The sequence below is a fragment of the Paenibacillus sp. ACRSA genome, assembly GCF_022346845.1.
Lineage (GTDB): Bacteria > Bacillota > Bacilli > Paenibacillales > Paenibacillaceae > Paenibacillus.
Map to the genome: position 1 here is coordinate 18982 of NZ_JAKRNP010000010.1, position 17602 is coordinate 36583.

Below are 17602 nucleotides of genomic sequence, written 5' to 3' on the forward strand. Positions count from 1 at the left end.
GTCAGTACTCCTCCTCTAGTTCGTTTGCAATACTCTCCAGTTCGAATTCGGATAATTGGTTATCTTGAAGCACTCGGGATAACTTATTGACCATTCCGGTATGTTGGACAAGTGCCACGGCCTCTTGAATCACTTCATTAAAATAATCTGCTGCTCTTTCCACGCTACTCTGTGAAAATTGACGGTTGCTATACATCCATTTCAAATGAAGTTCCCCACCTGAAATCCAGCACACAACATCAATGAGATGACCCCGTTCATTATCTGAACCCCAGTCAAGGCTCGTATACTCTTCCGTTTCCTCGAATCCGGAATATTTGCCAGACGTCTGATATTGACCCAGATAATTAAAGCTCGCTATGGGTGCTGCAGCATTCTGAGTTAACACCGGATAGCGCTTCAAGTAGCGCAAAATACCATAATCCATGCCTTTGTTCGGAATACGGAGAAGTTGCTCCTGAACATGCTTGATCAGTCCGTCTACTTGATGAACACCACTGAGATTTACGTACACAGGATACATACTGGTAAACCATCCAATCGTACGGTTTAGGTTCAGATCCTCGGCGATCTCTTCACGGCCATGTCCTTCAAGATGAATCCATACGTGGTCGCTTGCACTCCAATTCGCTAACGTGCTGGCAAAAGCAGCAAATAAAACCTCGTTAACCTGAACATGCAACTGCCGAGTAACTTCTTCTCGCAATATAGTAGTTGGCTCCAACTTCAACGTTCTGAGGACAACTGCTGTATCTGCTACCTGATTGCTACCTTGTGCATCGTCTAATTTAAGCTGGAATTCATGTCGTTTAATCTGCTCACTGACATGTGTCCAATACTGCTCAACTTGTTCGGTAATATTATGGCTTGCATAATCAGCCAGTCGTTCTGACCATTTCAGAAAGGACGTCGTTTTTAAAGGAAGACGGACTTTTTGCTGGCTCACCAGATTCGTATAGATATTCTCCAGATCCTCCATCAAAATTCTCCACGATACACTGTCCACGACCAGATGGTGAATGACGATCGCTAGTAGATCTGGCCGTGTGGAACCCATGCGCATATAAAGGGAATGCCACAATGGGCCTGCTTCAATATCCAAACTGGACTGAATCTGATTCAATTCGGACGTTACTGCCGTTTGAATATCCGCAGCTTGTACATGAGATAAATCCCGTATGGTAAGTTGTACCTCGGTACCTGAATCACGACCAGTCTGCATCCACGCTTGTTGTTGATCATCCAAGCTGAACGCCATACGCAATGCATCGTGATGAGATTCCAGCAGCTCTAGCGTCTGGTGCAGGATATCCAGCTGCAATGGCGCTCCGACCTTGATCACAACGGACTGGTTCCAGTGATTCGGACTCGCATGTTGTTGTGCAAAAAACCATTCCTGGATCGGAGTTAACGGCGCTGTACCCGTAACCGATCCCTGATCTTCATTTAAGCTCCGTGCCTCCCAAGCTCGAACAGCAAGTTCGGCGATGGTAGGATAGAGGAAGACCTGCTGATTTTTGAGAGCAATGCCACGCTCATTCGCTTTGAAAATCATCTGGATACTGACAATAGAGTCGCCGCCCAGTTCGAAGAAGTTATCTTCCACACCGATCTGTGTAACTCCCAGAACCTCACTCCAGATCTCGCACAGCACTTCTTCGACAGGTGTACGAGGCGTTACATGATTCTCCTTATTGTCATTCTCTTGTGTACTAGGTTCAGGTAATGCTTTGCGGTCTACCTTTCCATTCGGTGTAAGAGGCAACTCATCCAAATGAACCCAAGCGGCTGGGATCATATACTGTGGCAGTTTCTGCTTCATATAGTTCCGAAGCTCTGACACCATCTGCTTCTGCTCACCCTGTAATGTAAAATAAGCGACTAATTGTCTGCCTGTACCTGCCGTCTCTCTTACCTGTACGATGGCAGAATTCACGGCAGGATGCCCTGCCAACACGGACTCAACCTCGCCCAGTTCAATTCGGAAGCCACGAAGCTTCACCTGGTGATCTGCTCGTCCAACAAATTCCAATGTGGCATTTGTTCGATAACGAACCAGATCTCCCGTTCGATACAGACGCTCTCCAGCCTTGAACGGATGTGGAATAAATGCCTCTGCTGTTAGCTCTTCGCGGTTGAGATAACCAAAGGCCAGTCCTACACCACCGATATACAATTCACCCGGTACACCAACCGGTACCAGATTACGCTGGCGATCCAGCACGTATAACTCGGTATTGGGCAGAACACTCCCGATGGAAGGAGCCACATTCAGTGTATCTGCCTTCTTCGAAGCTACCGTTCCTGCTGTACAGAGAATGGTATATTCTGTTGGGCCATAATGGTTCGTATATTCAAAGGGCAGACCGGCTGGCGGTTGAACCTGAAGCCGATCCCCACCAGTCATCATCGTGCGCAGTGATCCATGGGACGGCCAGCGTTGATCCAAGAGCTGTTCTGCAATAATAGGAGATAAGAAGCAACGGGTAATACCTTCGGCATTAATCTGCTCTCGAATCGCCTCTGCATCCGCAACGATATGCTGCTCCAAAATATGAATACTCGCCCCAGCGCTTAGGAATGGCCAGACCTCTAAAATCGAGGCGTCGAAGCCCATCCGCGCAGCTTGTGCGGCGCGATCACGCGGGGTTACGTCATACCGTTCGTGATGCCAACGTGCGACATTGAGGAGACCGCGATGCTTGAGCACAACACCTTTGGGCAGACCCGTCGAGCCTGATGTGTAGATGATATAGGCTGCATCGTCCGGCGTTGTCGTTATTGAAGGATTGTTGTCATTACCACTCCTGAGCCACGTTTCCTCCTGATCAATACAGATCGTTTCTGCCGTCCATTGCAAACGATTCATCAGACCAGACTGTGTAATCAGTAGTGGAACACGAGCATCCTGCATCATATATTCCAGTCTTCCTTCGGGATAACTCGGATCGAGTGGAACGTAACATCCTCCGGATTTGAATACTGCAACCATCGCAGTCAGCCATTCAGGAGAACGATCAATATAGACACCTACATTGGTGCCAGGAACAACGCCTCGTCTGCGAAGCTCATGAGCCAGTTGATTCGCTTTACGGTTCATTTCTCCATAACTTAACTGCTCATTCAAGTAAGCTACTGCCAGTTGATCAGGTGCACTCCCCGCATGCATCTCGAATAGTTCATGTATACATTGCTCAAGGGAATAATCCCGCTCAGTGCGATTCCATTCCACTAACAAAAGATTCTCTTCTTCCTTCGATAACAAAGGTAACTGGCTAATAACCTGTTCCGGAGCACTTGAGATACCTTCCAGTAAAATGTGTAGATGTCCTACCATCCGCTGGATGCTCTGCTGATCGAACAATCCTGTATTGTAGATCAACTCTCCCGATATACCTTCGCCGCTTTCCTCCATAATCAAAGACAGGTCGAATAATGCAGTTGTGCTTGCCTGCTCTACCGAAGTTACCTTCATGTCCGGAAGTCGGATATCATCCCCAGGCGCATTCTGTAATGCAAAAAATACTTGGAACAGCGGAGTGTAGCTCGGTTCCCGATCAGGCTGGAGTTCGCTTACGAGCTTTTCAAACGGTACATCTTGATGCATGTAGGCACCTAGTGCCATTTCCTTCACCTGGGACAACAACTCTCGAAAACGTAAATCATCCGATAGGTACGCACGCATTACGAGTGTATTCGCAAAGAAACCGATCAGCCCTTCCGTTGCTTCTTGGTTCCGGTTCGCAATCGGTGTACCCACTGTAATATCCTCTTGCTGGCTATAACGGTATAAGAGCACATTCCACGCAGACAGCAACAACATGTATAACGTTACTCCTTCACGGCGGCTTAGCTGCTGCAAGGATTGGAGTAGAGAAGGCGCTAGAGTGAAACGCTCCGCAGCTCCCTCAAATGTCTGTACAGCAGGACGTGGATAATCCGTCGGCAACTGCAGTACCGATACCCCCTGCAATTGCTGCCTCCAGTACTGCATCTGTTGTTCCAATATTCCATCCGCAATCCATTTTCGTTGCCACACCGCGAAGTCAGCATATTGAATAGGTAGCCCTTGCAGCACCCGTTCTGCTACATTGCTCGATTCACCGGACACATCCGAACCATTCAAAGCCGAATATATTTCACCCAATTCCCGGGCAAAAATACTCATAGACCAGCCATCCGATATAATATGGTGCATCGTCACACTAAACAGATATTCTTGCGGTGCAATCTGTATTAACAATGCGCCCAGCAGCGGGCCTTCCTGCAGCGAAAAGGCTTGATCGCGATCTTCATCAATCCCGTGAAGTGCCTGTTCAAGCGGGTTAGAATGATTCTGCCAATCCAAATAAGTAAACACAGAAGGTAATGTCGGTAAAATGTGCTGCACCGGATCTCCGTTTGATCCAGATAAAAAACAAGTACGGAGCGATTCATGCCGCTGTATCAATTTTGCTAAGCTATTCTCGAGCAGATCTGGTCGCAACTGACCATGAATCCGCCAAAGGGACGGGATATGATAACTGCGATTGCCTGGATACATCTGTTCAAAGAACCACATCCGTTGCTGTGCATAGGACAATGGCAACTCCCGCTCCCGAGAAACCCTAACAATCTCTTCAGGAGCAATTCGTTCTTCCTGAATTTCCTGAATCTCACGAATGGACTTCGCCATCTGAGAGAGCACCGGACGTTGGAAGACTTGGGCAAGTGGATACTCAATGCCAAATAACTTCTTCACCCGAGATATGATCTGTGTAGCTAGAAGCGAATGACCCCCAAGCTCGAAGAAATGATCATGCGCACCAATTCGCTGTAACCCCAGTACGTCTGACCAGATTCCCGCCAGCATCTCTTCCACCGGATGACGCGGAGCCACATAGTCCTGTGCACTATACAGCTCACTCGGCGTTGGTTCAGGCAGGGCTTTCCGATCCACCTTGCCGTTTGGTGTTACAGGGAACTGATCCAGTACGACCCATGCCGCAGGCAACATGAATTGTGGTAGCTTCGGCTTCATATATTCACGCAGCTCGTTGACAAGTACAGCATTGCTTTTCCCACGGGAGGCCTCCGGCTGAGTCGCAATGTAGGCAACTAATTGCTTCCCTGTTTCTCCTATTTCCCGCGCCTGTACAATGACGCTATGTACAGCTGGGTGACCCACTAACACCGATTCGATCTCACCCAATTCGATGCGGAATCCCCGGATCTTCACCTGATGATCCGCACGACCGATGTAGCTCAAGGTGGCATCCCGGTTGTATTTCACTAAGTCACCCGTTCGGTACAAGCGCTCCCCAGAACGGAACGGATGTGCCACAAACTTCTCGGCATTCAGCTCCTCCCGGTTCAAGTACCCGTTAGCGACTCCAACCCCGCCAATGTACAACTCTCCTGGTACCCCCCGAGGTACTGGATTCTGGTGGGCGTCCAATACGTACAATTGCGTATTCGGAAGTGCTCCACCAATCGATGGAGGGGTAAAGCTACCATCCTCCACCTCTACCGTAGACACGGTGCTGAGAATCGTACATTCCGTTGGCCCATAGATGTTCACGTAATCAAAGGTGAGATACGCCGGTGGACGCATCTGTAGTCGTTCACCGCCTGCGAGCAGTGCTCGTAATGCCCCATCCTGCGGCCAGGTAAGCGGCAGCAGTTGCTCTGCCACCACAGGAGGCAGGAAGCAGCTCAGGGTGATCTGGTGATCCAACAACCAGTGTTGCAATCCCTCGGGGTTCAGCACGATCTCTTGCTCCATCAGGTGCACACTGCCTCCCGAGCAGAGCAGCGGCCAAGTCTCCAGCAAGGAAGCATCAAAGCCCATCCGCGCGATCTGAGCACCGCGGTCTGCCGGGCTTGTCCCAAACCGACCTTGGTGCCACAAAACAACATTCAGCAAGCCTTGATGACGAAGGATTGCACCCTTAGGCTGTCCCGTAGAACCCGACGTATAGATCACATAGGCTGGATCTTGCGCAGTCGCCCATGGCTCCGGATTAGCTCTGTGCTCACCGTTCTCGCCCCTATCCAATGTCCCCCAATCTGATTCCCCATCCAAACAGAGCACCTCAACCGCTGGCTCTACGGTCAACCGGGTCAGTACTTTCGAATGGGTCACCAACAGCGGAACATTGGCATCTGCCATCATGTATGCCAGTCGTTCCTCTGGATAGGTCGGGTCTAGCGGCACATAGCAGGCTCCTGATTTGAACACCCCAAGCATGCCAACTAACCAGTCAACGGAACGCTCCGTGCAGACCCCTACATAACTCCCCGGACGTGCTCCCCGCTTACGGAGATTATGCGCCAAGACATTCGCCCGTTCATTCAGCTCACCATACGTGATCTGCCGATCCGCATCCGTTGCAGCGAGTGCTTCGGGCGCTCTTGCCGCTTGCTCTTCCACCAGCTGGTGCACAAGACAGCTCCAATTATAAGCTCGGTCCGTCTCATTCCAATCGACCAGCAATTGCTGGCGTTCTGGGGTAGACAATAGCTCAAATTGATCCAAAGTCTGCTCTGGATTAGCCATAGCCTGTTCAAGAAGCCGCTGGAAATGGCCTACCATGCAAGCCACCGTTTCTTCATGAAACAGGTCGGTATTATATTCAAATAAGCCACAAAGTCCGTCGTGATTCTGCTCCATCGTCAGTGACAGATCGAACAGAGACGTTCTCCAATTGACCTCTATCGCGCCCACCTCAAGCGTGTCCAGCTGTAGAGAGGCATCATCGTTCTCTTCCATGGTGAACAACACTTGGAACAATGGCGACACACCCGGATCTCGATCGGGCTGAAGCTCCTCAACCAGCTTCTCGAACGGTAAATCCTGATTTTTGTAAGCTAACATTGCCTCGCTCTTCACTTGCTGCACCACTTCAGCAAAACTTGTATTTCCCTGAAGCGACGTTCGCAGCACGAGCGTATTCACAAACGATCCAATGAGAGGTGTGACTTCCTGTCGTACCCGATTGGCAATAGGTGTACCTACAGCAATGTCTTCCTGCTGGCTGTAACGGTACATTAGGGTTTTGAACGCAGATAGAAAGATCATGTAAAGTGTCACTTTGTGCTCACGACCGTATTGCTGGAGAGACTTCTCCAGTGTAGATGACAGGCTAAATCTAGCGTGATCTCCCCGATACGTCTGCACAGAAGGGCGAGGGAAGTCAATTGGAAGCTGCAGCATCTGTACACCATCCAACCGCTCCTTCCAGAACTCCATCTGTTCATTTGCCTGCTCACTCTGCAGCCAGTCTCGTTGCCAGACCACATAATCGCTGTATTTGATATCGAGCGGAGCAAGTGTATAGGAGCTTCCCTTCGCCATCGAGGAGTACAGCGTTGTTAACTCCTCGGACAGCAGACGGATCGACCAGCCATCGGATATGATGTGATGCATATTGACGAGCAGTACATGATCATTCTCTTCAACCGGGAGAACAGCAGCCCTGAACAACGGACCTTGTCCAAGATCGAAGACACGATTCTTCTCCTGCTCCACACGCTCCACGATAGCCTGCTCAAGTTCTTGTTCCTTATCTAGGGATAACAGTTCTAACTTGAACTGCAACTGCGGCTGAATTGATTGAACAACTTGACCGTTCATATTGTGAAACGTAGCGCGGAGTGAATCATGACGATCCACAATTACCTGAAAACACCGCTCAAGCACTTGCCAATCCAATGAACCACGAATACGCCAGTTTAATGAAATGTTATAACCGACATTCACAGGGTCGAACTGATGTATGAACCAGAGTCGCTGCTGTGTATATGAAAGTGGGAAGTACTTTTTCTCCCCTTTCTTTTGCAAAAGTGCTTTGAGTAGCTCTCTCTTTTGTTCCATTGAGGTTTCAATTTTATCCAAGATGCTGATCCTCCTCTAATAGAGCTGCGAGTAATTCCTCGACTTCCTTCTCGGTTAATGCATCCACAACGATATCCGCAGTTTCCTTGCGTTGGATTGCTGTGAGCGGTGTTGACGTCAATTGCCAGTCAGAATGCGTTTCCTCGATATATGTTGCCAGTTCATGAACGGTAGGATGGTCAAAAATATCACCCAGCGGAATCGAGATATGGCAAGCCTGCTCTACCTGGAACAGGAATTGTGTTAGCTTCAACGAGTGTCCGCCGATCTCAAAAAAGTGATCATGGATTCCCACTTGTTCCAGTGACAGAACGTTCGCACATATCTGGCATAGCACTGCTTCCAAATCCGTGGTTGGTTCAACATAATCATTCGAGGGCGTAACATGTAATTCATCAGGTTCCGGCAAGGCTTTACGATTAATTTTGCCACTTGGCGAGAGCGGCATAGACTCCAGCTCTACCCAAAGTGTCGGGATCATATAGTAAGGTAGCGACTGGCGTGCGAACTCTCTTAGCTCGGACACCGTAACCTGTAATCCACTTTTGACAACAAAATAACCTACGAGCTGTTTTTCCCCAGGCACCGCTTCGTTCACAGTGACCACCATGGAATCCACTGCAGCATGCTGGTGCATGTACTGCTCGATCTCATGTAGCTCGATGCGGAATCCCCTAACTTTCACCTGATAATCGGCTCTCCCCAAGTATTCCACATGTCCGTCTGCACGATATTTGGCTAGGTCACCCGTCTTGTAGACACGTTCTCCCGATCTATAGGGATGCGCTATAAACTTCTCGGATGTGAGCTGTTCCAAGTTGTGATACCCTCGTGCAAGCCCTTTTCCTCCGATATGCAGCTCCCCAGCTACTCCAATCGGAACCGGATTCAAATACGGATCTAGAATATACAGTTCTGTATTATCAATCGGCCGACCCAAATCTACAGTATCTGCATGTGTCAGATCACGAGAAAGCGACCAGACTGTGGTTTCTGTAGGACCATAAAGGTTGAAGATTTTACCTTGGAATCGACTTTGTAATTGTTGCAGCAGAGCCATCGGTAGTGCTTCCCCGCCTAGCATAATTCCGTTCATTCCACTTAACCGTTGTTCCATCTGCTCATCCACCCATATCTGTTGCAGACGTGAAGGCGTAAGTTGCATCCAGTCTGGTGACGTACGCGCTAGGAACTGATTCAGCGCATGAACATCCGTCTGCTCTCTACCTGAAGCTAGAGCTACTTCCATTCCAACAATAAGGGGCACGAGTGCCTCTAGAGCAAATATGTCAAATGATACGGTCGTTAGCGCAGCAATGCGATCTCCAGTTTGGAAATCAAGCAGTCGGATCATGCTATGTGCAAAGTTAACAAGTGCTTCATGAGTGATTTCCACACCCTTAGGTCTGCCTGTCGAACCCGAGGTATACATGATATAAGCCAAATCCTGCAGGTTCGTGAATGAAAGACGTTCCTCATCCTTTTGATTCGTTTCCATAGGCGGCACTGACATGATGTGACCTGCGTAATCCTGTGGAACCTGCATCGAACCATCACGTAACACGAGACTGGCTCCACTGTCGCTTAACATATAGCTAATCCGATCTGCCGGGAGAGCAGGATCAATAGGAACATAAGCACAACCTGATTTCATAATGCCAAGTATGCCAACCATCATCTCCATGGAACGTTCCATATACAGAGCGACACAGTCACCTGACTGCACATGCTCAAGCAATTGAAACGCTAGCTGATTACTCCAGCTCTCTAATTGCTGATAGGATATACCGTTTTCTCCAAAGGTAAGCGCCGTTTGAGCTGGCGTCTGCATAGCCTGCAAACTGACCAATTCCGGCAATGCAACTCTTCCCGGGAAGCTCCGTTCAGTCTGATTCCACTCGTGAATCATAAGCTGATGCTCTGCCTCTGACTGAATCGAAATATCTTTCAATTGAAGCTGTGGTTGTGCAACAACCGCCTCAAGCAGTGTTACGAGATGATCCTTCATTCTTACAATGGTTGCTTCATGGAACAGATCCGTATCGTAAACCCATTCCCCCGTTAATCCGTGCTCGGTTTCCTTAAACGTGAGGGATAGATCAAATTGAGCAATGCCAAAATCCATCTCGTATAATTCCATATTGAGATTAGGCATAATCACCTTTTCGTCCGGCGTGTTATGAAGTGCAAAAAACACTTGAAAGAGCGGTGAGGTCTCTCTCTTCCGTTCCGGTTGCAGCTTCTCAACTAGTTGCTCGAATGGATACTCCTGATGGGCATAAGCCTCAACAGATACCTTCTTCACCTGCTCTAACAGATCCATGAATGATTGCTCTGGTGAGACATGTGTACGGAGAACGAGTGTATTCACAAAAAGCCCGATGAGATCTTCAGTCTCTGACCAATTTCGATTCGTAATAGGAGAACCGACCGCTATATCTTCCTGATATGTGTAGCGATATAACAGCACATTGAAAGCAGATAACAGCGTCATATACAATGTCGTTTCTGCCGTTTCACATACACGCTTCAAATCGTTGTTTAATGAATCACTTATATGAAACGCAAGTGTTTTCCCATTTCTCTTATTCTGCTGCTTCGACTTCATCCTATCTGTTGGCAAGGATAGAGGCGTCAGATCAGCTAATTGCTTCACCCAATATTCCTCATGTCGGCGAAGAACATCGCCACTTAACCATTGCCGCTGAATCTGGGCATAGTCTTCATACTGCACAGGTAACGGCTCAAGCGACACAGGACGTTTCAGCAGGTAATCTCCGTACAGTAAACCTAGTTCCTTCACAAACAATTGCACTGACCATTCATCAGAAACGATGTGATGCATATTGACGAACAGCAGGTACTCCTCTTCCCCCAGTCGGAACAAACGCATACGAACTAATTGTCCTAAGGTCAAATCGAAAGGACGCTTTACCTCCTGCTCAATCCATTGCAAGGCCTCACTACGGGTAATGGCTCTATCTTCATACATAAGAATCGTATCGTCAGCAGATTCAGGTACCATTGCATAACCAGGCTCTCCGCTGATATTGGGATACTTACTTCGAAGGATATGATGCCGTGATAGGATCTGATGAATTGCTCGTTCCAGTGCATCAAGATTCAGCGAACCCTTTACATCCCACACATAGGGCATATGATCACTGTAGGAATCCTGATGAAGCTGATGTGTGAACCAAAAGCGCTTTTGAGCAAAAGAAGGCTCTGGATTCGCTAAATTAGATTGGAGTAGCAGCGCTGGTCGTAACTCCGATTCATTACCGTTCAGCAGTCTGCCATCAATAAGCTCTGATAAGCCCGCAATGGTTGGTCGCTCAAAGAACTCTGCGATCGTTATATCAATAGGATAGGACTGTCGAATACGAGAAATAATTCTAGTAGCTAATAGTGAATGCCCTCCAAGTATGAAGAACGGATCATGTAGCCCAATCTCACTCAGTCCAAGGACATCAGACCATATGACAAGCACCTGTCGCTCCGTAGGCCGATACTCCGAGAGGTCTAGATTCGAGGAATCCTCATGCTTTCTCTCAGGCAATGGCAGTGACTTTCGATCCAGCTTGCCATTAGGCAACAATGGGATGTTATCCAGCTCGATCCAGAAGGAAGGCATCATATACTCAGGTAAGTGATCTTTCAAAAAGGCAAATAGTTCTTCTGTACTCACTGCACCGGTATGGGGCATTTTGGGAACATAGTAGAGCACAATTCTTTTGTCATCCGGCGAAAATTCGTGAACCATCGCTACGTTATTCTTCAATAAAGGATGCTGGGATAATAAAGCTTCGATCTCACCCAGCTCGATGCGGAATCCCCGAATTTTGACCTGATTATCTATACGACCTACGATCTCCAGACAGCCATCGGGATGATAACGTACTAGATCACCGGTCTTGTACATGCGAGACCCCGGTTCAAAAGGGTTGTCCAGAAACACAGAACGATTCAGATCAGGTTGTTGCAAGTAACCATACGCCACGCCCTCTCCGCCGATATAAAGCTCCCCGGCAAACCCAGGTGGCATGAGTTGCTGGCGCTCATCAAGCACATACATCCGAGCGTTAGGAATAGCGTATCCTGCTGGAATGCGGCCATATTCCTCTTTCATCTGGCTCATGTCAAACAATGTGGTCGTAACCGTTGCCTCTGTGGGACCATACGTATTGATCAATTGGATCTGATCTCCGGCTAGCTGAAGCCACTTTTCGTAAATGAGCATAGAAGGTTGTTCGGCATTAAGCAGCACCATGCGCAGGTTATCAGGCAAAGTAAATCCGAATTCTCCGCAGTCCTCAACCCAACTATGCCAGAACGCAGTAGGTAAGCTTAATACGCTGATGTGCTGTTCGATGATATATGTTGTAAAAGCTGAATCTGGATAGCGATATGGATCAGGGACAAATACAACCGTTGCACCACTCAGCCAGAACGGAAAGATCTCTTCAATCGTGGCATCAAAACTAATCGGTGCAAATTGCAAAACTCGATCTGCTGATGATATTTCCAATGCATGAATAATGGAGTACAGATAACCAGTCAATGAGCGGTGACGAATCGCCACACCCTTAGGAAATCCCGTTGATCCCGACGTGAAAATAACATAAGCAAGCAGATCAGCGTGTGCCCTCTGTTGGTAGGTCATAGCTTGAGAAGCAATGCTGTCCTGTTCTGTCCCTAAATGAATCTTGGTTACGTCACTTCCCAGTTCGAGGTCTGCCTCATCTATAATTAAAAATCCTAGCTCAGCTTGCCCAGCCATATATTCCAGCCGACTTACAGGGTAACTGATATCAAGTGGTACATAGGCTCCACCACATTTCAGAACAGCCAGCTTGGCCACAGCCATATGTACGGATCGACTCATATATATGCCAACATGATCGCCGGGAACCACACCCCTGGTCTCCAAATAATTCGCCAGCCGGTTAGATGCCTCTGCAAGCTCACGATAGCTCAAGCGAGCATCCAGTGATTCCACCGCTATCGCATCCGGTGTGCTCTGGGCTTGAAGGTCGAAAAGCTCATGCACACATTGCTCCTGAGGAAACTCAAGGTGCGGCGCACACCACTCCGATAATAGCTGTTCTTTCTCGTATGGGGTCAGAAAAGATACTGTATCTACATCCAGGTCAGGCTGCTCAGCAATCTGAGCAAGCAACGATACAAGATGCTCACGCATGCCACTTATCTTGTCCTCATCAACCGTATTACCATGACTTAATAGCTGGACGTTACATGAAGCCCCTGTCACACTCCATATCAGCTCAGTGGAGAACGAATCTTCAAGCGATGATAGCGTATTAGCTTGAACTTCTTGCTTCTCCTCTTTTCTGACTAACCCTAGCGCATCCTCAATGTTAAAAAATACCCGCATCGTCCGATTTTCTGGACACTTCTCCGTTGTAGCAATCCCCTCTGTCCAAGACCCCAGACAAAGGCTAGCTTCTTCAGCAATCTTTCTAAACTGATCATGAATTTGAGTTAATAGCTTCGAAAAGGGAAGCGTAGGTGTAAAAACGGTGTTTACCGAAATCACATCCTTCAAGTCTTCTCCAGAATGCGAGGCATGCTCCGTTGCTTCATCCCGCGGGAAATCGAGGGCGATATCCACCTCATCCTTACCGGAATATCGATGTAAGAGAACTTGTACAGCTGCTAGTATCATCATGCTCATAGAGGTATCCTGTGCCCGGCATATCCCCCGCAGCTCTTGTATTAATGAATGATCCACATCCAGAAAGGAGATGCTCCGTTCAGAATAAATCAACTCTATCCTCTCCCTTGACTATGATGACCCATTGCATGAATGGAGGTGCCTGTCTCATTGAAATTTACCAACATTAATCAGCAAGGATATGTTCGCTGGATGGACGAAGATCTTTATTCATCTTCTTCTCCTTAAGTCGATCACGATTTTCCCGTTTATCCTTCAAGGTCTCAGCTCCACTGTTCCTGAAGGCTTCCCTCTTGGAATATCTTTCCAGCTCATCCGGAACGAGACTCTCCTGTTCATCCCCGTGGTAAAAGTTAGATACACCTGTGGTTCGATAGGCAACTGAATTGCCATAATAAGCATCAAAGTAGCGATCTGCTGTCCCTTCCTCATAGTTGCGAGGCTCAGGATAAGCTGTAATTACGCCTTCAAAGTTCCGTAGAATGGTTTTGCCAGGAGATTGAGAAACGATGTAATTAGGCTGAACTGGAATTTTACCACCACCGCCTGGAGCATCCACCACAAAGGTAGGTACGGAATAACCGGAAGTATGTCCTCTGAGCGATTCCATAATCTCAATTCCTTTGGAGATCGTTGTCCGAAAATGACCAATTCCCTCCGATAAGTCGCATTGATACATATAGTAAGGACGAACTCGCATCTTAACGAGGTCCAGATTTAGTTTCTTCATAATATGGCTGCTATCATTGATTCCTTTGAGTAATACCGATTGATTGCCTAATGGAACACCTGCATCTGCTAGCATCTCACAGGCTCTTCTGGCTTCGTCTGTAATTTCAATAGGTGTATTAAAGTGGGTGTTAAGCCAGATAGGATGATATTTCTTGAGCATGTTGCACAGATTCTCGGTAATGCGTTGTGGAAATACAACTGGGGCTCTCGTGCCGATTCGAATGATCTCGACATGTGGAATTTTGCGTAACTCACTGATGATGTACTCTAGAATCTTGTCATTGACCAGCAATCCGTCTCCTCCTGATAGAAGCACATCGCGCACAGCTGGTGTATTACGAATATAGGCAATTGCATCTTCCATCTGTTTCTTGGGAACTCCCATGCCGATCTGACCAGAGAATCGTCTTCGCGTGCAATAACGGCAATACATCGAGCATTGATTGGTAATGAGGAACAGAACTCGGTCAGGATAGCGATGGGTTAGCCCTGGAACCGGTGAATCATCATCTTCCGCAAGAGGATCTTCGAGGTCGTAACTCATCATCTTCATCTCTTGGGATATCGGAACACTCTGCTTACGAATAGGGCAATCGGGGTTGTCTGGATCCATTAACATAGCATAATAAGGCGTAATATTGAGTGGAATCGTCTGAGCGGAAATCCGAACACCTTCTTCCTCATCCGGTGTTAGACGAATAACTTTCTTGAGTTGATCCACAGTTTTGATTGTATTAGTCAGTTGCCATATCCAATCATTCCAGTCCTTCTCTTCGACGTTCTCCCATAATTCGACTTCCTGATAGTGTCTTCTGTGCTGAGCGGCTTTATCTGGCATTTCACGTTGAGTGTACAAAAACATCTCTCCCCTTCACCATACCTAGTTATGTGATTCATGACTACTTAGCATCGAAGACTACGACTACTCTACAGAAACATCGAAAATTCCCTTGTGCATTCATAAGTACATTCACAATTACATTCATATACACACGGGAGTACATCAGCGATGTACTCTATAAGATTTATTTGAAATAATATACAAATATATCTTTAAGGACTATTGTAACCATATTTTGCTATAATTGAAATAGAAAATTACAATTTTATATTATTGATTACTTAATTTTACATTTTATTCGCAAATGACTTATCTTTCGTATTTAGCACTTCCCTTCTTGAAACCAAAAATATAAATGAAAGTAGACTTTACTAAGCATGTGCATCCTTCACAGGTTCATGATATGAGTTTGGAACAGTTGCTGTTTCTGATAATTCCAGCTGATCAATGGATGGCAACTTCCGGAGCACACCGCTAACGAGCCAATACACACCAAAGATCACCATGGCAATGCCACCAAGTAAAATGGAATACAGAGGGCTTATCGAACCAATCGCTCCACCCACCAAAGCTCCAATCGGCATACTAAACGCTGCGGCACTGGATACAACGGTAATGACTCTACCAATCATGGAGGTTTCGATCTGTCTTTGAATTGCGGAGAACATCAGTACATTGAAAATTCCAATCGTTACAAACCCTGCACCATAGAGTGCAATAGATGGGATTACCGGCAACATACTTGCACCGATCCACAATAACCCTGAAGATACGCCGCAGAGCACGGTTAGCTTACCAAAAGGGAATTTCCCAACACGCGGTGTAATGATCGCTCCACATAACAGTCCTACGGACATTGCCGCCATATAATACCCATAGTAGGATTCACTCCCACCTTGCATCAGGGCAAATGCCGGAAGTGTGGCGAACATCGCAGCAATGAAAAAGTTAACGAAGAAGCAAGCAACGACCAGATGGGGGATAATCGATGAACCTGTGATATAACGGATTCCAGCCATAAAGTCTTGTTTGTAATTTTGGAGCCATTTACTGATCTCTGGCTGCTCCTTCTCATCGGTATTTTGAAAATCAAAGCGATACAGGGTGTAGATTAAGGACGTACACAAATGACATATAGCCGTAATAAGAATCGCTTGCACGGGGCCGATGAATGCAACCACGATGCCCGCAACAGCGAGAAATACGATGTTCATACTTTCCCGGAGTGTGTTCAGATATGAGTTAGCCTGTACCAGGCTATCTTGAGGTACGATACTGGGGATGACTGTAGATTCTACGGGGTAGGTAAACTGTGAGATCATCGCTACGATGAACAGTACGAGAATGCAATAAAATACGTTCAATCCAAATAATACAGCAAAGAGCGGAATCGAGAACAATAAGGCTGACTTTAGAAATTCACAGAACACGAGACTTTTTTTGTACGATACGTAATTGGCAAAAGGGGCAATCAGGAAGCCTAAGCAATCCGCAGCACTGATCGCAAAATAGGCTAATCCTGAATAAAATACATTGCCGCTGATCGCAAGTACAAGCAGCATGCCAGCCACCTCGTACACACCCGTTCCGATGCCTTTGACGAACATACCAGACAATAGTATATTAAAATTTCGATTGAACAAACGCGTACTCAAGTGATCTCCCCCTCATCATACTCTTTTGCTTCGAAACTGATCTGGTACGCCGTTCTATCTTGCTTAGACGTGAGTGACTGCTGTGTATATTTGTAGAACAACTCTGAGATTTCGTCACTTAAAGCAGCCAATTCTGCCTCGGACAGCATGATATAGTTATCACGCTTAGCCCGAAATTGTCGCTTCACCTTAAGTTCTGAATCATTTACTCGAAACAACGTCGCTTTGGCTCTGTAAAACTTCTCAACAATTCCTCTCGAAACCTCCGTATGTACCAGCTCCAAAATCTCATGCTTAAACAATTGCTGGATGTGATAATACGTTGTACCAGGGTCTTTATCCAACCGGTCTGCTACCTGCTTGGAGGTCATCGGCTGCTCGGATAACAAAATAATGATCTCAACCCGGAACGGATGTGAAATAATCTTCTGTTGTTCCAATGTGATATCCATCGGTTGCAATGTTTCGTCTGACATGGTAGTTCACCTCAATAACCTTCATAATGTAAACATTAAACCAGAAATTAAATCGCTAATTTAAATCGATTTATAAATCTAAATCGTATTGGAAGCATCATATCAACTCATGGAACAATTTGTCAATTATTTTATAAAAATAGCCTGATCACTGATCTCCAATGGAGAATCCGCAACCAGGCCACACAGGACATATAAAGCTACACGAAGCATATAAACTGAGATACCACCCCGAGATACATCGCATGTAACACATAAAACTACACACATGTACACCCATTGAATAAAGCATACAGACTATTGAAATACTGTGTTCACGTAAAAAAA

The 17602-nt window shown here is 46.9% G+C and carries 5 protein-coding genes; all 5 read right to left on the reverse strand.

Going from position 1 to position 17602, the window contains the following annotated elements; all coding sequences use genetic code 11:
• Position 1: 1 nt before the first annotated feature.
• Positions 2–7876 carry a non-ribosomal peptide synthetase gene (locus tag MH215_RS22910; RefSeq protein ID WP_239293489.1) on the reverse strand — a complete coding sequence of 2625 codons (7875 nt, stop codon included), beginning with the start codon at positions 7874–7876 and terminating at the stop codon, positions 2–4.
• On the reverse strand, positions 7869–13664 hold the full coding sequence (locus tag MH215_RS22915) for a non-ribosomal peptide synthetase (protein ID WP_239293490.1): 5796 nt from the start codon (positions 13662–13664) through the stop codon (positions 7869–7871). The genes MH215_RS22910 and MH215_RS22915 overlap by 8 nt, the downstream gene beginning before the upstream one ends.
• A gap of 73 nt (positions 13665–13737) precedes the next feature.
• Entirely contained in the window at positions 13738–15141 is a 1404-nt protein-coding gene (gene kamA, locus MH215_RS22920) for a lysine 2,3-aminomutase (RefSeq protein ID WP_239293571.1), read from the reverse strand.
• Between the two features lie 374 nt (positions 15142–15515).
• Positions 15516–16799, reverse strand: coding sequence for an MFS transporter (locus tag MH215_RS22925; RefSeq protein ID WP_239293491.1), 1284 nt, complete (start codon positions 16797–16799; stop codon positions 15516–15518).
• Entirely contained in the window at positions 16796–17275 is a 480-nt protein-coding gene (locus MH215_RS22930) for an ArsR/SmtB family transcription factor (RefSeq protein WP_239293492.1), read from the reverse strand. The genes MH215_RS22925 and MH215_RS22930 overlap by 4 nt, the downstream gene beginning before the upstream one ends.
• Positions 17276–17602: the final 327 nt, after the last annotated feature.

Excerpts from the sequence above, each read along its gene's own strand:
- kamA (WP_239293571.1), bottom strand. The coding sequence starts at position 15,141 with ATGCCAGATAAAGCCGCTCAGCACAGAAGACACTATCAGGAAGTCGAA.
- MH215_RS22930 (WP_239293492.1), bottom strand. The coding sequence starts at position 17,275 with ATGTCAGACGAAACATTGCAACCGATGGATATCACATTGGAACAACAG.